This is a genomic window from Burkholderia sp. WP9 (assembly GCF_900104795.1).
Taxonomy (GTDB): Bacteria; Pseudomonadota; Gammaproteobacteria; order Burkholderiales; family Burkholderiaceae; genus Paraburkholderia.
The window spans coordinates 2,986,104-3,004,675 of the sequence record NZ_FNTG01000001.1; the positions used below are offsets into that span (position 1 = coordinate 2,986,104).

General features: G+C 63.7%; 18 protein-coding genes. 12 read left to right on the plus strand and 6 right to left on the minus strand.

All coding sequences use genetic code 11. The features are described 5' to 3' along the window. The first annotated feature begins 1 nt into the window (after position 1). The 3 genes from BLW71_RS13225 (at position 2) to BLW71_RS13235 (ending at position 2,701) form a co-directional block, all read left to right on the plus strand. Entirely contained in the window at positions 2 to 1,294 is a 1,293-nt protein-coding gene (locus BLW71_RS13225; protein ID WP_091796705.1) for a THUMP domain-containing class I SAM-dependent RNA methyltransferase, read from the plus strand. Positions 1,295 to 1,512: 218 nt separating this feature from the next. Then, on the plus strand, positions 1,513 to 1,896 hold the full coding sequence (locus BLW71_RS13230) for a VOC family protein (RefSeq protein ID WP_091796706.1): 384 nt from the start codon (positions 1,513 to 1,515) through the stop codon (positions 1,894 to 1,896). 64 nt (positions 1,897 to 1,960) lie between these two features. Then, positions 1,961 to 2,701, plus strand: coding sequence for a helix-turn-helix transcriptional regulator (locus BLW71_RS13235; RefSeq protein ID WP_091796707.1), 741 nt, complete (start codon positions 1,961 to 1,963; stop codon positions 2,699 to 2,701). Positions 2,702 to 2,752: 51 nt separating this feature from the next. Here the strand turns inward: BLW71_RS13235 and BLW71_RS13240 are convergent, their stop codons facing one another. The 3 genes from BLW71_RS13240 to BLW71_RS13250 are packed head-to-tail and all read right to left on the minus strand — an operon-like array spanning position 2,753 to position 5,708. Beyond that, positions 2,753 to 4,207 (minus strand): NAD(P)(+) transhydrogenase (Re/Si-specific) subunit beta, encoded by a 1,455-nt coding sequence (locus BLW71_RS13240; protein WP_091796708.1) that lies wholly within the window; start codon positions 4,205 to 4,207, stop codon positions 2,753 to 2,755. Beyond that, complete coding sequence (locus tag BLW71_RS13245; RefSeq protein WP_074763055.1) at positions 4,207 to 4,539, minus strand: NAD(P) transhydrogenase subunit alpha part 2; 333 nt, start codon at positions 4,537 to 4,539, stop codon at positions 4,207 to 4,209. The genes BLW71_RS13240 and BLW71_RS13245 overlap by 1 nt, the downstream gene beginning before the upstream one ends. 26 nt (positions 4,540 to 4,565) lie before the next feature. Continuing rightward, the gene (locus BLW71_RS13250) at positions 4,566 to 5,708 is read right to left on the minus strand and encodes a Re/Si-specific NAD(P)(+) transhydrogenase subunit alpha (protein WP_091796709.1); all 1,143 of its coding nucleotides are present in this window, start codon (positions 5,706 to 5,708) and stop codon (positions 4,566 to 4,568) included. A 241-nt stretch (positions 5,709 to 5,949) separates the two neighbouring features. Between BLW71_RS13250 and BLW71_RS13255 the strand changes: the two genes are divergently transcribed. The 8 genes from BLW71_RS13255 to BLW71_RS13290 all read left to right on the plus strand — a co-directional run bounded on the left by BLW71_RS13255 (position 5,950) and on the right by BLW71_RS13290 (position 15,145). Continuing rightward, positions 5,950 to 6,441, plus strand: a complete 492-nt coding sequence (locus tag BLW71_RS13255; RefSeq protein WP_091796710.1) for an NUDIX hydrolase — start codon at positions 5,950 to 5,952, stop codon at positions 6,439 to 6,441. Positions 6,442 to 6,520: 79 nt separating this feature from the next. Next, a complete protein-coding gene (gene mnmA / locus BLW71_RS13260; protein ID WP_091796711.1) occupies positions 6,521 to 7,666 on the plus strand; it encodes a tRNA 2-thiouridine(34) synthase MnmA in 1,146 nt (381 codons plus the stop codon). Positions 7,667 to 7,879: 213 nt separating this feature from the next. Then, positions 7,880 to 9,490 (plus strand): FMN-binding glutamate synthase family protein, encoded by a 1,611-nt coding sequence (locus BLW71_RS13265; RefSeq protein ID WP_091796712.1) that lies wholly within the window; start codon positions 7,880 to 7,882, stop codon positions 9,488 to 9,490. A 217-nt stretch (positions 9,491 to 9,707) separates the two neighbouring features. Further along, the gene (gene glyQ / locus BLW71_RS13270; protein WP_091800811.1) at positions 9,708 to 10,715 is read left to right on the plus strand and encodes a glycine--tRNA ligase subunit alpha; all 1,008 of its coding nucleotides are present in this window, start codon (positions 9,708 to 9,710) and stop codon (positions 10,713 to 10,715) included. Between the two features lie 20 nt (positions 10,716 to 10,735). After that, on the plus strand, positions 10,736 to 12,835 hold the full coding sequence (gene glyS, locus BLW71_RS13275; RefSeq protein ID WP_091796713.1) for a glycine--tRNA ligase subunit beta: 2,100 nt from the start codon (positions 10,736 to 10,738) through the stop codon (positions 12,833 to 12,835). 10 nt (positions 12,836 to 12,845) lie between these two features. Beyond that, the gene (gene gmhB, locus BLW71_RS13280; RefSeq protein ID WP_091796714.1) at positions 12,846 to 13,400 is read left to right on the plus strand and encodes a D-glycero-beta-D-manno-heptose 1,7-bisphosphate 7-phosphatase; all 555 of its coding nucleotides are present in this window, start codon (positions 12,846 to 12,848) and stop codon (positions 13,398 to 13,400) included. Positions 13,401 to 13,440: 40 nt separating this feature from the next. Next, positions 13,441 to 14,199: a lysophospholipid acyltransferase family protein gene (locus BLW71_RS13285; RefSeq protein ID WP_091796715.1), complete on the plus strand. Its 759-nt coding sequence runs from the start codon at positions 13,441 to 13,443 to the stop codon at positions 14,197 to 14,199. 43 nt (positions 14,200 to 14,242) lie between these two features. Further along, positions 14,243 to 15,145, plus strand: coding sequence for a M48 family metallopeptidase (locus tag BLW71_RS13290; RefSeq protein ID WP_091796716.1), 903 nt, complete (start codon positions 14,243 to 14,245; stop codon positions 15,143 to 15,145). A 70-nt stretch (positions 15,146 to 15,215) separates the two neighbouring features. Here BLW71_RS13290 and BLW71_RS13295 read toward each other — a convergent pair whose 3' ends face one another. From BLW71_RS13295 to BLW71_RS13305, 3 genes are all read right to left on the minus strand, one after another. Next, the gene (locus BLW71_RS13295; protein ID WP_091796717.1) at positions 15,216 to 15,614 is read right to left on the minus strand and encodes a hypothetical protein; all 399 of its coding nucleotides are present in this window, start codon (positions 15,612 to 15,614) and stop codon (positions 15,216 to 15,218) included. Between the two features lie 29 nt (positions 15,615 to 15,643). Continuing rightward, positions 15,644 to 16,030, minus strand: a complete 387-nt coding sequence (gene gloA / locus BLW71_RS13300) for a lactoylglutathione lyase (protein WP_091796718.1) — start codon at positions 16,028 to 16,030, stop codon at positions 15,644 to 15,646. Between the two features lie 87 nt (positions 16,031 to 16,117). Continuing rightward, on the minus strand, positions 16,118 to 17,239 hold the full coding sequence (locus BLW71_RS13305) for a porin (protein ID WP_091796719.1): 1,122 nt from the start codon (positions 17,237 to 17,239) through the stop codon (positions 16,118 to 16,120). 349 nt (positions 17,240 to 17,588) lie between these two features. Between BLW71_RS13305 and BLW71_RS13310 the strand changes: the two genes are divergently transcribed. Next, positions 17,589 to 18,524 carry a DMT family transporter gene (locus BLW71_RS13310; RefSeq protein ID WP_091796720.1) on the plus strand — a complete coding sequence of 312 codons (936 nt, stop codon included), beginning with the start codon at positions 17,589 to 17,591 and terminating at the stop codon, positions 18,522 to 18,524. Positions 18,525 to 18,572: the final 48 nt, after the last annotated feature.

Consider the following 18,572-nt stretch of genomic DNA (forward strand, 5'->3'; position numbering starts at 1 on the left):
AATGTCCTTCGATTTCTTCCTCCCTTGCCCACGCGGCCTTGAAGCCTCGCTCGCGGCTGAACTCGCCGAAATTGCCGCCCAGCACCTGAACGGCGCGCCGTTCACGGCCGGCGCACAAGTGCCGGGCGGCGTGCATTTCCGCGGAGGCTGGGCTGCCGGCATGGCCGCCAACCTGTATTCGCGCCTCGCGAGCCGCGTGCTGCTGAAAATCGCGCATCGCCCGTATCGCAGCGAGCAGGACATTTACGCGCTCGCGGTTGAACAGCGTTGGGAACAGTGGTTCTCCGCAAACGAAACGCTGCGCGTGGACGTCACCGCGATCAAATCGCCGCTGCGCAGCCTGGAATTCACCACGCTGCGTGTGAAAGACGCGATCTGCGACCGTCTGCGCGAAGTCAGCGGCGCGCGTCCGAGCATCGACACCGCCATGCCCGACGTGCGCGTGTTCGCGTTTCTCACCGCCACCGACTGCACGCTTTATCTCGACACCTCGGGCGATCCGCTCTTCAAGCGCGGCTGGCGCCTCGACAAGGGCGCGGCGCCGCTGCGCGAGAATCTGGCCGCGGGCATTCTGCGTCTGACCGGCTGGACCGCCGGCACGCCGCTGTACGACCCGATGTGCGGCAGCGGCACGTTCCTCGCCGAAGCCGCGCAGGTGGCGCTGAATATCGCGCCGGGCGCGGAACGCCGCTTCGGCTTCGAAAAGCTCAAGCAATACGAGGCCAAGACCTGGCAAGCGCTCAAGGCCGCCGCGCTCGACGCGAAACATGCCGCGCGTAACTCGCGTGCCGATCTGCAGATCTTTGGCAGCGATATTTCCGGCGACATGCTCGACAAGGCGCGCGCCAACTTCCAGCGTGCCGGCCTGCCGTCAATTCCGCTCAAGCAGATCGACGCGCGCAACATGACGCCGCCCAGTTCCGCCGCGGGCATTCTCGTCGCCAACCCGCCCTATGGCGAACGGATCGAAGTGCGCGGACGTAACGCGCGCGGCGAGCTACGCGAAGGCCGGGGCAATCGTGAGAGCCGCGAAGATGAGGGCTTTCGCCGCGCTCAGGAAGAAACGCCGGATAGCGAATTCTTCCATTCGCTCGGCGACGCGCTCAAGCAACGCTTCACCGGTTGGCATGCGTTCATCCTGACGTCGGATCGCAAGTTGCCGGGACAGTTGCGCCTGCGTGAATCGACCAAGACGCCGCTCTTTAACGGCGCGCTCGAATGCCGCCTGTTCCGTTTCGACCTGATTGCGGGCAGCGTGCGGCAGCGGCCGCAAACCGATACGCCGGCGGCTTGAGACCGATCGTTTCCAGCACCGCTGCAAGGCGATAAAAACCGCGAGCCGTGAACCGGCCTCGCGGCTTTTTTTCGCCTGCCGTATGCTTTAGCCCCGCCACTTCTTTGCTCGCTCCTGCCACCCCTACTGACACCACGCTGTCAGTAGCACCGCCGCACACTCCCTCTCACGCCATCCGGCGCTTTGCACGGCTTACCCGCCATCCATAGGAGAGTGACATGTCCGCAGCATCCAAAGTTGTTGCATGGTTCGAGATTCCGTCCGTCGATTTCGATCGCGCCGTTCGTTTCTACGAAGCCGCGCTCGACGTCAAACTGAACGTGCAGGACATCGGAGGCCAGCCGATCGCCGTGTTCGGCTATGAAGAACCGGCCACCGGCGGCGCGATCGTCCACAGTCCGTCGATGACGCCGACCGGCGACGGCGTGCTCGTCTACCTGAACGCGCAGCCGACCGTCGACGCCGTGCTCGCGCGAGTCGAGAAAGCCGGCGGCAAAACCGACGGCCCGGTGATCAAGCTGCCGCAGGACATCGGCTATATCGCGTTCTTCACCGATACCGAGGGCAACCGCCTCGGCCTGCATTCGCGGACCAACGGCTAAGCAACTCGACGTCGTTGCGCGGTGGCCACCACGCGCCGCGCACCGACGCTGACCGGAGCGCGGCATGCGGCGCTATCATCGCGGGACTGTCCCCGTTCTCTTCTACACAACGCCCACGATGACGCGCCGCGCCGACCGCCTGTTCCAGATCGCCGAGTTGCTGCGCGGACGGCGTCTGACCACCGCGCAGCAGCTCGCCGACTGGCTCAACATCTCGCTGCGCACGGTCTATCGCGATGTACGCGATCTGCAACTGTCAGGGGTGCCGATCGAAGGCGAAGCCGGCATCGGCTACCGCTTGAGCCGCACGGCGAGTTTGCCGCCGCTCACCTTCACCGCCGACGAACTCGCCGCGCTCGCCGCGGGCGCGCGCATGCTCGAATCGTGGGGTGGCACCGGTTTCGCGGGCGGCGCGCGCGGGGCGCTCGCCAAAATCGCCTCGGCCATGCCCGCCGACAAACGCGCGGCGCTGGAAAGGCTGGCGGTCTTCGCGCCGTCGTTTCACATCAAGGGGGATTTTTCCGCGCAACTCGACGCGCTGCATCGCGCGATCGACACGCGGCACGTGGTGAGCTTTGCTTACGTCGATGTGAACGGCGCGGCGACCGAGCGCCGTGTCTGGCCGCTTGCGCTCGCCTACTGGGGCGCGCGCTGGACGCTCGGCGCATGGTGCGAACTGCGCGGGGATTTCCGCAATTTCGGACTGGAGAAGATCCAGAATCTTCAGGTGCGCGAACAGTATCCGGATCAGGAAGGCAGACGGCTTGCGGATCTGTTGCGGCATGTGAATGCGAAGCCGAAGTGACGAGCGCGGTTTGCCGTGGCGAGGCAAACCGCGAACTCATTTCAAGCAGCTTTACTCGACCGCTTTCACCATATCCTCAATCACCTTCTTCGCGTCGCCGAAGACCATCATCGTCTTGTCCATGTAGAACAGGTCGTTGTCGAGACCGGCGTAGCCTGCTGCCATCGACCGCTTGTTGACGATCACCGTGCGCGCCTTGTACGCCTCGATAATCGGCATGCCCGCGATCGGCGACTTCGGATCGTTCTTCGCCGCCGGGTTCACCACGTCGTTCGCGCCGAGCACCAGCACCACGTCGACCTGCCCGAACTCGCCGTTGATGTCGTCCATTTCGTAGACCATGTCATAGGCGACTTCGGCTTCGGCGAGCAGCACGTTCATGTGCCCAGGCATGCGGCCGGCCACCGGGTGAATCGCGTACTTCACCTCGATGCCTTTCTCGACCAGCTTGTCGGTCAGTTCCTTCAACGCATGCTGCGCACGTGCGACGGCGAGGCCATAACCCGGCACGATCACCACGGTTTCGGCATTGCCGAGCATGAACGCTGCATCATCGGCCGAACCGGATTTCACCGGACGCTGCTCAGCCGACCCACCCGCTGCAGCCGCGCCCGGTTCGTTGCCGAAGCCGCCGAGAATCACGTTGAAGAACGAGCGGTTCATCGCCCGGCACATGATGTACGACAGAATCGCACCGGACGAGCCGACCAGCGAGCCCGCAATGATCAGCATCGGATTGTTCAGCGAGAAGCCGATGCCCGCCGCCGCCCAACCCGAATACGAGTTCAGCATCGACACGACCACTGGCATATCCGCGCCGCCAATCGGAATGATGATCAGCACGCCGAGCACGAAGGCGATCAGCGTCATGATGATGAACGGCAGCCACGACTGCGTGAGAAAGAAGATCACGCCGAAGCCGAGCATCGCGAGCGCGAGCAGCAGGTTGATCAGATGCTGCCCGGCATACACGACCGGCGCGCCCTGGAACAGCCGGAACCTGTACTTGCCCGACAGCTTGCCGAACGCGATCACCGAACCCGAGAACGTGATCGCGCCGACGAACGTGCCGATGAACAGTTCGACGCGATTGCCATACGGCAGGAAGCCCGGCGCGGTGTTCTCCGGATCGACCAGACCGAACGCGGACGGCTCCGACACCACCGCATACGCGATACATACGGCGGCCAGACCGATCAGCGAGTGCATCGCCGCGACCAGTTCCGGCATCTTGGTCATCTCGACGCGCGCGGCGACGAACGCGCCGACCGCGCCGCCGATCACCAGCGCGACCAGCAGCAGACCGAGACCCAGGCCGAGGTTCGAGCCGAGCCCGTTCGCCTGCTTGACGATCAGCGCGACGGTGGTGAGGATCGCGATCGCCATCCCGACCATGCCGAAGGTGTTGCCGATGCGTGCGGTTTTAGGATTGGACAGCCCCTTGAGCGCCTGAATGAAGCAGACCGACGCGACCAGATAAAGCAGCGTGACGACGTTCAGACTCATTACGCGTTCTCCTTGGCCGTCTTGTCTGCGATCAGCTTCTTCGGCTCTTTCTTGCGGAACATCTCGAGCATTCGCCTCGTGACTAAAAAGCCGCCGAACACGTTGACCGCCGCGAGCGCGACGGCCAGCGTGCCGAAGAATTTGCCGGGCGTGCCTAAAGTCAGCCCCGCAGCGAGCATTGCGCCGACGATCACGATGGCAGAGATCGCGTTGGTCACGGCCATCAGCGGCGTGTGCAGCGCGGGCGTGACGTTCCAGACCACGTGGTAGCCGACGTAGATCGCCAGCACGAAGATGATCAGGTTGATGACGGTGTGGTTGATGACTTCCATCGCCGTTCTCCAGAGTAGTTGTCGCTTCAGGTCTTGCGCGTGACTTCACCATCACGGGCCAGCAGCGTGGCCGCGACGATATCGTCCGCGAGATCGATGTTCAGGGCGCCTTCCTTCGTGATGATCAGCTTGAGGAAGTCGAGCAGGTTGCGCGCGTAGAGCGAGGACGCGTCGGCGGGGACCATCGAGGCCAGATTCGTATAGCCGACGATCGTCACGCCATGCCTGATCACCACCTGATCCGCTTCGGTGAGCGGACAGTTGCCGCCGCGCCGGCCTTCGTACTCGGCGCCGCGTCCTGCCGCGAGGTCGACCAGCACGGAGCCGGGTTTCATCGCCTGCACGGTGTCGACCGAGATCAAGGTCGGTGCGGCGCGGCCCGGGATCAGCGCGGTGGAGATCACCACGTCGGCCTGCTTCGCACGCTCATGGACCAGCGCCGACTGGCGCGTGAGCCACGATGGCGGCATCGGCCGCGCGTAGCCGCCGACGCCTTGCGCGGCTTCGCGCTCTTCATCGGTTTCGTAAGGCACATCGAGAAACTTCGCGCCGAGCGATTCGATCTGCTCTTTCACCGCTGGACGAACGTCAGACGCTTCGATCACCGCGCCCAGACGCTTGGCCGTTGCGATAGCCTGCAAACCGGCCACGCCCGCACCGAGAATCAGCACGCGCGCCGCCTTCACGGTGCCGGCGGCGGTCATCAGCATCGGCATGAAGCGCGGATAGAGCGTGGCGGCCAGCAGCACTGCCTTGTAGCCGGCAATGTTCGCCTGTGAACTCAATACATCGAGGCTTTGCGCACGAGTCGTGCGCGGCGCGGCCTCCAGAGCGAACGCGGTGATGCCCGCAGCCGCCAGCTTTGATGAGTTTTCGGCATTAAAAGGATCGAGCATGCCGACCAGCGTCGCGCCGCGCTTCAGCAGCGGCAGTTCGGCGTCGGTCGGTGACTGAACCTTGAGGACGAGATCGGCGCCGAAAGCGGTCGCGGCGTCGACAATCTCCGCGCCGGCGGCCGTAAAAGCATCGTCTGGAAAGCTTGCGCCGGTGCCGGCGCCGCTCTGGATCGTGACCCGGTGGCCCTGGCTCACATACTTCCTGACCGTCTCGGGCGTCGCGGCGACGCGGGTTTCGTGCGCGCGCGTCTCGGCTGGCACTCCGATGTGCATCGTTGTTCCTCCTCGACTTCCTGTTTTACGACAGATCCGCCGACGAGGCACGCCGGCTTGCAAGTGCAACGGCTAACGCCTCACTTTAACCGAAACGGACGCCGCGCCGAAATCGGGGACAATGCGGGGGGCCTTGGCGGATGCAGGCTGCGTCGTGGCGGGCCACGAATGGCCAAGACCGGGCGCCGCGCGCCGCCAGCTTCCCGGCAAGCGAAGCCCATAAACGGTAAAATGCGCACCCATGAAACCGGAAACCTGGCTGCCGCACGTCACCGTCGCGGCCATCGTCGAACGTGACGGGCGCTTCCTCGTGGTCGAGGAACATACCGCCGAGGGCCTGCGCCTGAATCAGCCCGCGGGCCATCTGGAAGCGGGCGAAACGCTGCTTGAAGCCGTGATCCGCGAAACGCTCGAGGAAACCGCCCATCCGTTCGTGCCCGTGGCACTGGTGGGCATGTATATGACCCACTTCGAGCGTCCCGGCAGCGAGGGCGCGGCAGGCGGGGTGACCTACCTGCGCTTCACCTATTGCGGCCCGGGCGGCGAACCGGACACGGAGCGCGCGCTCGACCCCGACATCGTCCGCACGTTGTGGATGAGCGCCGACGAATTGCGCGCCTGTCCCGAACGGCACCGCACGCCGCTCGTCATGCAATGTCTGGACGACTACCTCGCGGGCCGGCGTTTCCCGCTCGACTTCGTGCACACGCATTCGGTCGGGCCCAAACAGTAAAAACAGTACATATCGCGGCAGCCGTCACGAGCGGCCCACCCACGATCCATGAAGTCACGCAGCACCCAGTGAGCATCTTATGAGCAAGCAGAAAGTCGTAGTAGGCATGTCGGGCGGCGTCGATTCGTCGGTTACCGCGTGGCTGCTGAAGGAACAGGGCTACGACGTGGTCGGCCTGTTCATGAAAAACTGGGAAGACGACGACGACAGCGAGTACTGCTCGACGCGGCAGGACTGGATCGACGTGGTTTCGGTGGCGGACCTGATCGGCATCGACGTCGAAGCGGTCAACTTCGCCTCCGAATACAAGGACCGCGTGTTCGCCGAATTCCTGCGCGAATACTCGGCCGGCCGCACGCCGAATCCGGACGTGCTGTGCAACGCCGAAATCAAGTTCAAGGCGTTCCTCGATCACGCCATGTCGCTCGGCGCGGAAACCATCGCGACCGGCCACTATGCTCGCGTGCGCGAGAACAATGGCCGCTTCGAACTGCTGAAGGCATTCGACCATACGAAAGATCAGTCCTACTTCCTGCACAGGTTGAATCAGGCGCAGTTGTCGAAAACGCTGTTTCCGCTCGGCGAGATTCCGAAAACCAAGGTGCGCGAAATCGCCGAACAGATCGCGCTGCCCAATGCGAAGAAGAAAGACTCGACCGGCATCTGCTTTATCGGCGAACGGCCGTTCCGCGACTTCCTGAACCGCTATCTGCCGACCAAGCCCGGCCCGATGAAAACCACCGAGGGCAAAGTGGTCGGCGAACACATCGGCCTCGCGTTCTACACGTTCGGCCAGCGCAAGGGCATCGGCCTCGGCGGCAGCAAGGACGGCAGCGGCGAGCCGTGGTTCGTGGCCGGCAAGGACATCCCGTCGAACACGCTGTACGTTGCGCAGGGCCACGACCATCCGTGGCTGCTGAGCCATACGCTGTCCGCGGGCAACACGAGCTGGGTGGCGGGCGAGCCGCCGGCGGACGGCTTCGCGTGCGGCGCGAAGACCCGCTACCGGCAAGCGGACGCGCCGTGCACGTTCAGTTCGGCGGGGGCCGGCGAAGGCCTCTTCGAGCTGAATTTCGACACGGCGCAATGGGCTGTCACACCGGGGCAATCCGCCGTGCTCTACGATGGCGACGTGTGCCTGGGCGGCGGCATCATCGAACATGCGGTAACCGGCCAGCCGGTCTCACGCCAGCCGCAACAAGCGGCATTGCTTACCACCCGCTGATCCATGCTTTCAATCGATGAGTCATACAGCGCGTCGCCGTACGCGCCGCGCGTTCACGTCTGAACCCGGTCGCGGCATTCATGCGTTCGCACTTCCAACGGCAGCCCGCTTCGCCATGACAAGCAGTCGCCCGTCTTCCTTCACGACGGATTCCGCCTGCGCCAACGGCGTTGGCGATCCCGCCGTGACGATCCTCACTGCAACGGAGTCCCCATGTTTTCTCGACGTTATCTCGCCATGTGGTGCGCAGCCGCGCTACTCGTGGTCTGCGCGGCGCTCGCCGCCACGCATCACATCTCGTGGTTCTGGATCATCGTGCCGCTTGCATTGGTCGCGCTCGGCCTGTTCGACCTGACGCAGCAGCGTCACGCGATCCTGCGCAACTATCCGCTGTGGGGGCACTTCCGTTTCCTGTTCGAATTCATCCGGCCGGAAATCCGTCAGTATTTCGTTGAAGGCGATACCGACGAAAAGCCGTTTTCGCGCGCTCAGCGCAGCATCGTCTACCAGCGTGCGAAGAACGACGTCGACAGCCGACCGTACGGCACCGAGCTCGACGTCAAGGCCGTCTCGCACGAATGGATCAGCCACTCGCTCGCGCCCACCGTGCTCGATCACCACGACTTTCGCGTCGTAGTCGGACCGGACCGCGCACAGCCTTATTCGATGTCGATCTTCAACGTCTCGGCAATGAGCTTCGGCTCGCTGTCGGCGAACGCGATCATGGCGCTGAACCTCGGCGCGAAGAAAGGCAACTTCGCGCACGACACCGGCGAAGGTTCGATGTCGAAGTATCACCGCGAGCACGGCGGCGACATCATCTGGGAAATCGCTTCGGGCTACTTCGGCTGCCGCAACGACGACGGCACTTTCAGCGCGGAGAAGTTCGCGAAACAGGCCGCCGAGCCGCAAGTGAAGATGATCGAGGTGAAGCTCTCGCAAGGCGCGAAGCCGGGTCACGGCGGCGTGCTGCCGGCGGCCAAGATCACGCCGGAAATCGCCGAAACGCGCGGCGTGCCGATGGGCCGCGACTGCATCTCGCCGGCCACGCACTCAGAGTTCTCCACACCGCGCGGTCTGCTCGAATTCGTCGACCGTCTGCGCACGCTGTCGGGCGGCAAGCCGACCGGGTTCAAGCTGTGCATCGGGCACCCATGGGAATTTTTCGGCATTGCGAAGGCGATGCTGGAAACGGGCATCCTGCCGGACTTCATCGTGGTGGACGGCGCGGAAGGCGGCACCGGCGCGGCGCCGCTGGAATTCACCGACCACGTCGGCGTGCCGTTACAAGAAGGGCTGCTGCTGGTGCATAACACGCTGGTGGGCATCGGCTTGCGCCAGCGCATCCGCATCGGCGCGAGCGGCAAGATGATCACCGCGTTCGATATCACGAAGACGCTTGCCATCGGCGCCGATTGGGTCAATGCGGCGCGCGGCTTCATGTTCGCGGTGGGCTGCATTCAGGCGCAGACCTGCCACACTGGGCGTTGCCCGACCGGCGTCGCGACGCAAGACCCGGTGCGCCAGCGCGCGTTGGTGGTGCCGGACAAGGCCGACCGTGTTTTCAATTTTCATCACAACACGCTGCATGCGCTGAAGGAAATCATTCAGGCCGCGGGGCTGAAGCATCCGGCGGAACTGCGCGCGCATCACATCGTGCGGCGCGTGTCGTCGCATGAGGTGCGGCTCATGTCGGACTTGCTGAAGTATCTCGATCCGAACGACCTGCTCAACGGCAATTACCGTTACTCGCTGTTCGAAAAGTACTGGCCGGTGGCGCAAAGCGATTCGTTCTCGCCGAAGGTGGAGTTGGCGGCGACGTGATCGGCCTGCCGATGCGCGCGCTATGACGCACACTAATGACGAAGGGCCGCACCACGCGGCCCTTCGTCATTCAGAGAACCGTTGAACTCCCGTCCGACCCCGCAAAACGGACACCCCCCTCCCTTTCCGTTAAAATCTCTGGTTTAGCACTTCGCTCCACGGCCAGCCCGGCGCGCTTCGGCGCTCACGGCGCGGCCCCATGCCCGAAAGGCACTTCATGCTCACGTTTCAGCAAATCATCCTGACAATGCAGTCCTACTGGGACAAGCAGGGTTGCGCATTGCTCCAGCCGATCGACATGGAAGTCGGCGCGGGCACCTCCCACGTCCATACTTTCCTGCGCGCGGTCGGTCCCGAGCCGTGGCGCGCGGCATACGTGCAACCGTCGCGCCGCCCGAAAGACGGCCGCTACGGCGAGAACCCGAACCGTCTGCAGCATTACTACCAGTACCAGGTGGTGCTCAAGCCGGCGCCGGAAAATATCCTCGACCTGTACCTCGGCTCGCTCGAAGCCCTCGGCTTCGACCTGAAGCAGAACGACGTGCGCTTTGTCGAAGACGACTGGGAAAATCCCACGCTCGGCGCCTGGGGTCTCGGCTGGGAAGTGTGGCTGAACGGCATGGAAGTGACCCAGTTCACCTACTTCCAGCAGGTCGGCGGTCTCGACTGCAAGCCAGTGCTCGGCGAAATCACGTACGGCCTCGAGCGCCTCGCCATGTATTTGCAGAAGGTCGAGAACGTCTACGACCTCGTCTGGACGGAGTGGGAAGAGCAAGGCCCGAACGGCCCGGAACTGCGCCGCCTCACTTATGGCGATGTCTACCATCAAAACGAAGTCGAGCAGTCCACCTACAACTTCGAATACGCGAACGTCGAGTTGCTGTTCTCGATCTTCAACAGCTACGAAGCCGAAGCCAGGCGCATGATCGAAGCACAGATCGCGCTACCGGCATATGAACTCGTGCTGAAGGCCGGCCACACGTTCAACCTGCTCGACGCACGCGGCGCCATTTCGGTCACGGAACGCGCGGCGTATATCGGCCGCATTCGTGCGCTGTCGAAGCTGGTCGCCCAGGCTTACTACGACTCGCGCGAAAAGCTCGGCTTCCCGATGCTCGGCAATCCGGTGCACGGCGTGCCCGGCCTCACGACTGACGAACAGGACGCCGCGATGCCCGCATGGGCGCCGCCGCTGAAAGTCGAACGCAAGATCGACCAAGACTGACGAGACGAGAACACCAGGAAATGACTCAACCCCATCAAGCTACCCTGCTCGTCGAGCTGCTGACCGAAGAACTGCCGCCCAAAGCGCTCGCGCGTCTCGGCGACGCCTTCGCCGAAGGCATTGCGCAGCGCCTCGCGGCGCGCGACCTGGTCGAAGGCGAACTGTCGTTCGAACGTTATGCCACGCCGCGCCGCCTCGCAGTCACGATCAAAAACGTGCGCGCGGTCGCGCCGGAAAAACACGTGCGCGAAAAAGTGCTGCCGGTTTCTGTCGCGCTGGATAAAGACGGCCAGCCCACCGCGCCGCTCGCCAAGAAACTGGCCGCGCTCGGCTTCCCCGATTTCTCGGTGAACGACCTGGAGCGCGCGCAGGACGGCAAGGCCGAAGCCTTCTTCCTGCGTTACGCCGCGCCCGGCGCCACGCTCGCCGAAGGCCTGCAAGGCGCGCTCGACGAAACGCTCGCCAAGCTGCCCATTCCGAAGGTCATGACCTATCAGCGCCCGGACGGCACCAATGTGCAGTTCGTGCGTCCGGCGCATCGCCTGACCGCGCTGCATGGCGAACAGGTCGTGCCGGTGAGCGCGCTCGGCATCGACGCCGACGACACCACGCTCGGCCATCGCTTCCTATCCGAAGGCTTCGTGCAGATCCAGCACGCGGATTCGTACGCCGAGACGCTGCTGCACAAAGGCCGCGTGGTCGCGAATTTCGCCGACCGCAAGGCCGCCATCCGCACGCATCTGCTCGCGCAAGCCAACGGCGACCAGGTAGTGATGCCGGAATCGCTGCTGGACGAAGTGACCTCGCTGGTTGAATGGCCGGTGGTCTACGCGTGCCGTTTCGAGGACGAATTCCTGCAAGTGCCGCAGGAATGCCTGATCCTCACCATGCAGACCAACCAGAAATACTTCGCGCTGACCGATGCGAACGGCAAGCTGCGTTCGCGCTTCCTGATCGTGTCGAATATCGAAACGGCCACGCCGGGCGATATCGTCGAAGGCAATGAGCGCGTGGTGCGTCCGCGTCTGGCCGACGCGAAGTTCTTCTTCGAGCAGGACAAGAAAAAGACGCTCGCCGATCGCGTGCCGCTGCTCGCGAACGTGGTGTATCACAACAAGCTGGGCTCGGCGCTGCAACGCGTGGAGCGCGTTGAAGCGCTGGCCGGCGCGATTGCCGAACTGATCGGCGCGGACGTGGCGCTTGCAAAGCGCGCCGCGCGTCTGGCCAAGGCCGACCTGATCACCGACATGGTGGGCGAATTCCCCGAGCTGCAAGGCACGATGGGCACGTACTACGCGCGCCACGACGGCGAGCCGGAAGAAGTCGCGCTCGCTTGCTCGGAACATTATCAGCCGCGTTTCTCCGGCGACGCGTTGCCCACCACCGCAACCGGCACCGTCGTCGCGCTCGCCGACAAGCTCGAAACGCTGGTCGGCATCTGGGGTATCGGCCTGCAACCCACCGGCGAGAAAGACCCGTTCGCGCTGCGCCGTCACGCGCTCGGCGTGCTGCGCATTCTCGTCGAGAAGCAACTGCCGGTCGATCTGGTCGAACTGCTGCGCACGGCTCACGCGCAATTCGCCGCGGTGCCGAACGTCGCCGATTCGACGCAAGCGATCTACGAGTTCAGCATGGACCGCCTGCGCGGTCTGCTGCGCGAGCGCGGCTATGCAGTCGGCGAGATCGACGCGGTGCTGGCGCTGAATCCCACGCGTCTGGACGACATCGTCGCGCGTCTGGATGCCGTGCGCGAATTCGCGTCGCTGGCTGAAGCGGCTTCGCTCGCGGCGGCCAACAAGCGCATCTCGAACATCCTGAAGAAGTCGGAAGGCGCGGCGACCGGCGGTGTGCAAGTCACGCTGCTCGTCGAAGCGGCGGAAAAAGCCTTGCATGCGCAACTCGAACAGGTCGCGCCGCGCGTGCAATCGCAACTGGCCGCACGCGATTACACGGGTGCGCTCACTGCGCTCGCCGCGTTGCGCGAACCGGTCGACACGTTCTTCAACGACGTGATGGTCAACGCCGAAGATCCGGCGTTGCGCGCCAACCGTCTGGCCCTGCTCGGCGCACTGCATCAGCAGATGAACTGCGTCGCCGACATTTCCCGACTCGCCGCCTGAGCACCGCGCCATGCCGACCAAAAAAGTGGTGATCCTCGACCGCGACGGCGTGATCAACGTCGACTCCGACGCGTTCATCAAGTCGCCGGACGAATGGGTTGCCCTGCCCGGTTCGCTGGAAGCCATCGCGCGTCTGAATCAGGCGGGCTATCGCGTGGCGATCGCGACCAACCAGTCGGGCATCGGCCGCGGCCTGTTCGACATGAACGCGCTCAATGCGATGCATCTGAAGATGCACCGCATGGCGGCCGCGGTCGGCGGGCGCATCGACGCGGTGTTCTTCTGCCCGCACACGGCGGAAGACCACTGCGAGTGCCGCAAGCCGAAGCCCGGCATGCTGAAGATGATCGCCGAACGTTTCGAAGTCGATCCGGAACATACGCCGGTGGTCGGCGACTCCAAACGCGATCTGCAAGCGGGCGCTTCGCTCGGCCATCCGACTCATCTGGTGCTGACCGGCAAGGGTCGCAAAACGCTCGCGGCCGGCAACTTGCCTGAAGGCACGATCGTGCACGACGATCTGCGTGCCTTCGCGCTCGACTTCCTCGCCGACGCTCAAGAGTGACGCGCGCCACGCGCGTCCCCATCCCTCACTGACCACGCCGATGCGCTTCATCCGTTCTTTGCTTCTGCTGATCTACTTCGTTCTCTTCACGGTGCCGTACGCGACGGCATGCTTCATCGCGTTTCCGTTCATGCGCGCCGACAAGCGCTACTGGATGGCGGCCGGCTGGTGCCGCGCGACGCTGCATACGGTGCGTTGGCTCAACGGCATCCGCTACCGGATCGAGGGCATGGAGAACCTGCCCAACGGTCCCGCCGTGCTGCTGTCCAAGCATCAGTCGGCATGGGAAACGCTGGCGTTTCCGGCGCTCATGCCCCGGCCGCTGTGCTATGTGTTCAAGCGCGAGCTGCTGTATGTGCCGTTCTTCGGCTGGGCGCTCGGCATGCTGAAGATGGTTCACATCGATCGCAAGGAAGGCAAGTACGCGTTCGAATCGGTCATCAAACAGGGCAAGGCACGCATGGCGGAAGGCGCTTGGGTCATCATGTTTCCGGAAGGCACGCGCACGCCGACCGGCAAGCAAGGCAAGTACAAAACCGGTGGCGCGCGCTTCGCGACGGCAACCGGCGCGCCGGTCGTACCGATCGCGCACAACGCAGGACGCGTGTGGCCGCGCAACTCGTTTCTCAAATATGCGGGTATAGTCACAGTGTCGATCGGCAAGCCGATCGACACGACGGGGCTCACGCCCGATGAAGTGAACACGCGCGTCGAACGGTGGATCGAAGCCGAAATGCGTCGCATCGATCCTACCGCGTACCGCGCGGCGGAAAGCAGTTCCGCCGCCGCACCAATCTGACGCGCGACGCCCTAGAAGGCGTATTAGCGCGAAGCCGAATCCGATGCAGAAGTCTCCTACGCCGCAGCACGCTGCGGCGCTCGATAACCGGCAGCTCGATCTCCCGCTCTTTGCCGAGCCGGGGTCGACGTCGTCGTCCCCTTCACCTTCCGCACCGTCGCCTGGCTCTTTGCAGGGCTCGCCGGGGAGCCAGCAACCGGCCGTGTTGTTCGCGCCGGATGGCAGCAAGCTGCGCAGCCTCGCGATCGGCTCACGCACGCTGCATTACGTGCTCAAGCGTTCGGCGCGACGCTCGATCGGCTTTGCGATCGACAGCACGGGTCTCACGATCACGGCACCGCGTTGGGTTACGCTCGCCGATATCGAAACCGCGATCACCGAAAAACAGCGCTGGATTTTCACGAAGCTGATCGAATGGCAAACGCGTGTCGAGCAACGCGCGTTGCCGAAGGTCGACTGGAAAGATGGCGCCGAGGTGCCTTATCTGGGACAGCCCGTTCGCGTGAAGCTCGGCTCGCCGCAAGGCACGCTCGCGTTCAGCGCGAACGACGCGGCGCTGCAAGTGCCGCTGCCGTTGCAAGCGGACCCGCAGCAGATCAAGGACCGCGTGCAAGGGTGGCTGCAAGGCGAAGCGAAGCGCCTGTTCGGCGAGCGCCTCGCGATCTACGCGGAGAAGCTGGGCGTGAACTATCGCGCGTATGCGCTTTCTTCAGCAGCCACGCGTTGGGGCAGTTGTTCGAGTGACGGCAAGATTCGCCTGAACTGGCGGCTGATTCACTTTCCGCTTTCCATCATCGATTACGTCGTCGCTCACGAACTCGCGCATCTGCGTGAAATGAATCACAGCCCGCGTTTCTGGCAAACAGTCGAATCGATTTTTCCGGAATTCCGCGAGGCGCGGCAGACGTTGAAGTCGCATCCGCCGGAATTGCTGCCGACGCTTTAGCCCCTTCCTTGCGCATTGAAACCGGCGCTTCAGTTTCAAACTGAAGCGCCGGCTTGTCACATTCTTCCGCTCACTCCGAGCAGAAAGTTTCCTGCAAATGACGCCACGTCACCTTGCCGTGCGCGTCGAGATCCATCACCGCCGTGGAGCGCCGCACGTTCGCGTTGCCGGTGTTGTCGCGCTGATACTCGCGATATTTCACCACCGCCCCTGACGGGTATTCGGCGACGATCTCCTTGTCGCGAATGGTGATGTGCGCGCCTGGGCGCGCGCCGCGCAGCTTCGAAAATGTCTCGCGCAAACCGGCGTGATCGAGTGCGGCACCCGAAGTCATGACCAGCGTGAACTGCGGAGCGAAGCGCGCCATGATTCTTTGCAGCGCGCCTTCATCCGCGGAACCGTCGAACAGGGCCTCGATTTCGACGTGGATCTCGTCGAGTTCGTTGAAGTAGGGATTGCTGTTATTCATCGTCTAACCTCGCCCCACGGCCTGCTCTATTATTTCTTCTTCTGGATGAACTCGATCTTGTAGCCGTCCGGGTCGGTAACGAAAGCGATCACGGTCGTGCCGTGTTTCATCGGGCCCGCTTCGCGCACGACCGTGCCGCCTTGTGCCTTGATCTTGTCACATGCGGCGTAGGCGTCGTCCACTTCGACGGCGAGGTGACCGAAACCGGTACCGAGATCGTAAGAGGGTGTGTCCCAGTTGTGCGTGAGTTCGAGCACGGTGCCGTCGCGCTCGTCTTCGTAACCGACGAATGCCAGCGTGAATTTGCCGTCCGGATAATCGTCGCGGCGCAGCAGTTTCATGCCGAGCAGTTCGGTGTAGAAGGCAATGGAACGATCCAGGTCGCCGACCCGGAGCATGGTGTGAAGCAGGCGCATGGTGCACTCCCTGTTGCATGATAGCGAGACCGTCAATGTACCCGGAATCACGCACCGCTGCAGAGCGCGCCGCTCGTGAACCGATGCTCAGAACTGATGCCGCACGCCTGCCATCAAGCCGATCTGCGTGCCCTTCTGCGCGAGCCCGACGCCGTTGACGCCTTGCAGTTGCGCTCCGATCAAACCGCCCCGATAGATCGCATAGTCGCCTTCCAGATAGATGTCGGTGCGTCTGGAGAGGTTGTAGTCGGCGACCAGTTGGTACTGCCAGGCTGAGCCGTCCTGCGCGGCGGTCTTGCCGTCCTGCAACGTGCGCCAGACATTCGCGGCGAAGTGCCACTTGTTGCTGACCTGCTGCGTAATGCCACCCAGGATCATGCGGCGCCGCGCAAAGTCCGTGTACTTGAGCGCTGCCAGCACCGGTGCGGTGAACGGCCCGTTGGCGAAATTCGAAAAGCCCGCATCGTTCTGGTTGACGATGTAGCCGGCGGAAAAGCGCGTGAGATTCCAAGTGTACGCGCCGCCGAATGTCCATGTCTTCGCGGCCGCGCCGTTGACGGAGTCCTTCGACTCTTCGTACGCGCCGCCCACGCTGAACGGCCCCCCTTCCGGTTTATAAGCCGCGGCCGCGCCGATCTGGCTGCCGTAGGAATTGCCCGCGTTGCCGCCGAATGCGTAACCGGCCGCGAACGTAAAGCCGTTATATCTCGCCTGATATTGCACCTGGTTGCTGGTCCAGATGCCGCCCGTCATTGTCACTTCAGGTTGAAAGCTGAAGTCGTACGGGATCCAGGAGTTGCTGCCGTAGCCGGCCACCGTGACGCCTTCGATCACCACGTTGTATTGACGGCCGAGGATGATCTGGCCGTAGGAGTCCGAACGCACGCCGACCTGCGCTTCGTTGAAGAACGGCAGCGTGGGATCGCTTTGCCCGCTGTTGATATAGATGCGGTTTTCGAGCTTGAAGAAAGTAGACCAGCCGCCGCCCAAATCCTCGACGCCTTTCAGGCCCCAACGGCTTTGCGTCATGCCACCGTTGCCGAGTCCGATCGACGAATCGCCGGCCGCGTTGACGTGAGTCAGATAGCGCACGCTCTCATCGACCACGCCGTACAGCGTCACGCTGGATTGCGCGTGCGCCATCTGGCACGCCAACGACGCCAACGCCGCGGGCACTGCGCCCGCTGCCCACCTGCCTACGTTCTTCATCGCTTTTCCTCGTACAGGTCCCGCGTTGCGCGGAGAGGGTCAGTCTGCTTCGGCGGAGCAACGAATCAGTCCGTTACGCTGTCCGCCTGTTCTTCGCATTCTTCGTACTGAGAAGCCTTGCACCGCACCGCATGCAGCCGGCGCGAATGTCCTGACGAAACGGTAGTGGCTGAACCTTAGCGCGAAACGGCAATAGTGCGAAATTAGTCTGACGTGGGTGTTGCGCGGGCGTCGTGAAATCGGCAAAAAACTTGCGGCCTGTAAGAAGCACGCGTAGGCAGTGGGGTCATCGGGCGGCTGAGCGGACGGGTTTGCTATCGTACGACCTGTCCCCGCCTCCACTCAGCCCATGAGCACCTCCGCCCTGCCCGCACGTCGCGCCCCGGATAGCTTCGCCATCCTCTTGATGATCGGCCTGTGCGCGATCTGGGGGCTTCAGCAAGTCGCGATCAAGAGCACCAACATAGCGCTGCCGCCGGTCTTTCAGGCCGGCGTGCGCTCGGCGATCGCGGCCGTGCTCGTGTGGGGCTGGGCGCGCTCACGCGGCACGCCGCTCTTTCGCGACGACGGCACCCTGGGCGCCGGCGTGCTCGCGGGCGTGCTGTTCGCCAGTGAGTTCGTGTGCATTTTTCTCGGCCTGACGCTGACCAGTGCGTCGCGCATGGCGGTCTTTCTTTACACCGCGCCGTGCTTCACGGCGCTCGGCCTGCACTGGTTCGTCGACGGCGAGCGCATGCGGCGCATTCAGTGGCTCGGTATCTTCGTCGCGTTCACGGGCATGGCGCTCGCTTTCGCGGACGGCTTCCTGCATGGCCACGCCGCGCAAGGTTCGGTGCTGAAGGGCGTCGCCGGCGACGCGCTCGGCGTGCTGGCCGGTATTGCGTGGGCCGCGACGACCGTGGTGGTGCGCGCCTCGCGCCTCGCTCAATCGAGCGCCAGCAAGACGCTGTTCTATCAACTGACGGTGTCGGCGGTAGTCCTGCTCGCGCTTGCCCTCGGGCTTGGCCAGGCGCGCGTGGAAACCGTCACGCCGCTGGCGGTGGTGAGCCTCGCGTATCAGGCCGTGATTGTGGCGTTCGTCAGCTATCTGGTGTGGTTCTGGTTGCTGACGCGCTATATCGCGTCACGCCTGTCGGTATTCTCGTTTCTGACGCCGCTGTTCGGCGTGAGCTTCGGCGTGCTGCTGCTCGGCGAGTCGTTCAGCGTGCGCTTTCTGATGGCCGCGGTGCTGGTGCTGACCGGCATCGCGCTGGTCAATGCACCGGCAAAGCGTGTGACGGCCTAGCGTTCGAGTTCACCAAAGCCAGGCTCTGGCTTTAGCCTCGGGCTCGGC

Bases quoted from the DNA above. Each gene is read 5' to 3' on its own strand.
- BLW71_RS13305 (WP_091796719.1), bottom strand. From the start codon at position 17,239: ATGAAGAACGTAGGCAGGTGGGCAGCGGGCGCAGTGCCCGCGGCGTTG.
- BLW71_RS13240 (WP_091796708.1), bottom strand. From the start codon at position 4,207: ATGAGTCTGAACGTCGTCACGCTGCTTTATCTGGTCGCGTCGGTCTGC.
- glyQ (WP_091800811.1), top strand. From the start codon at position 9,708: ATGCTCACGTTTCAGCAAATCATCCTGACAATGCAGTCCTACTGGGAC.
- BLW71_RS13255 (WP_091796710.1), top strand. From the start codon at position 5,950: ATGAAACCGGAAACCTGGCTGCCGCACGTCACCGTCGCGGCCATCGTC.
- BLW71_RS13295 (WP_091796717.1), bottom strand. From the start codon at position 15,614: ATGAATAACAGCAATCCCTACTTCAACGAACTCGACGAGATCCACGTC.
- BLW71_RS13235 (WP_091796707.1), top strand. From the start codon at position 1,961: ATGCGGCGCTATCATCGCGGGACTGTCCCCGTTCTCTTCTACACAACG.
- BLW71_RS13265 (WP_091796712.1), top strand. From the start codon at position 7,880: ATGTTTTCTCGACGTTATCTCGCCATGTGGTGCGCAGCCGCGCTACTC.
- BLW71_RS13250 (WP_091796709.1), bottom strand. From the start codon at position 5,708: ATGCACATCGGAGTGCCAGCCGAGACGCGCGCGCACGAAACCCGCGTC.
- BLW71_RS13245 (WP_074763055.1), bottom strand. From the start codon at position 4,539: ATGGAAGTCATCAACCACACCGTCATCAACCTGATCATCTTCGTGCTG.
- BLW71_RS13225 (WP_091796705.1), top strand. From the start codon at position 2: ATGTCCTTCGATTTCTTCCTCCCTTGCCCACGCGGCCTTGAAGCCTCG.
- BLW71_RS13290 (WP_091796716.1), top strand. From the start codon at position 14,243: ATGCAGAAGTCTCCTACGCCGCAGCACGCTGCGGCGCTCGATAACCGG.
- BLW71_RS13230 (WP_091796706.1), top strand. From the start codon at position 1,513: ATGTCCGCAGCATCCAAAGTTGTTGCATGGTTCGAGATTCCGTCCGTC.
- glyS (WP_091796713.1), top strand. From the start codon at position 10,736: ATGACTCAACCCCATCAAGCTACCCTGCTCGTCGAGCTGCTGACCGAA.
- gmhB (WP_091796714.1), top strand. From the start codon at position 12,846: ATGCCGACCAAAAAAGTGGTGATCCTCGACCGCGACGGCGTGATCAAC.
- gloA (WP_091796718.1), bottom strand. From the start codon at position 16,030: ATGCGCCTGCTTCACACCATGCTCCGGGTCGGCGACCTGGATCGTTCC.
- BLW71_RS13285 (WP_091796715.1), top strand. From the start codon at position 13,441: ATGCGCTTCATCCGTTCTTTGCTTCTGCTGATCTACTTCGTTCTCTTC.
- mnmA (WP_091796711.1), top strand. From the start codon at position 6,521: ATGAGCAAGCAGAAAGTCGTAGTAGGCATGTCGGGCGGCGTCGATTCG.
- BLW71_RS13310 (WP_091796720.1), top strand. From the start codon at position 17,589: ATGAGCACCTCCGCCCTGCCCGCACGTCGCGCCCCGGATAGCTTCGCC.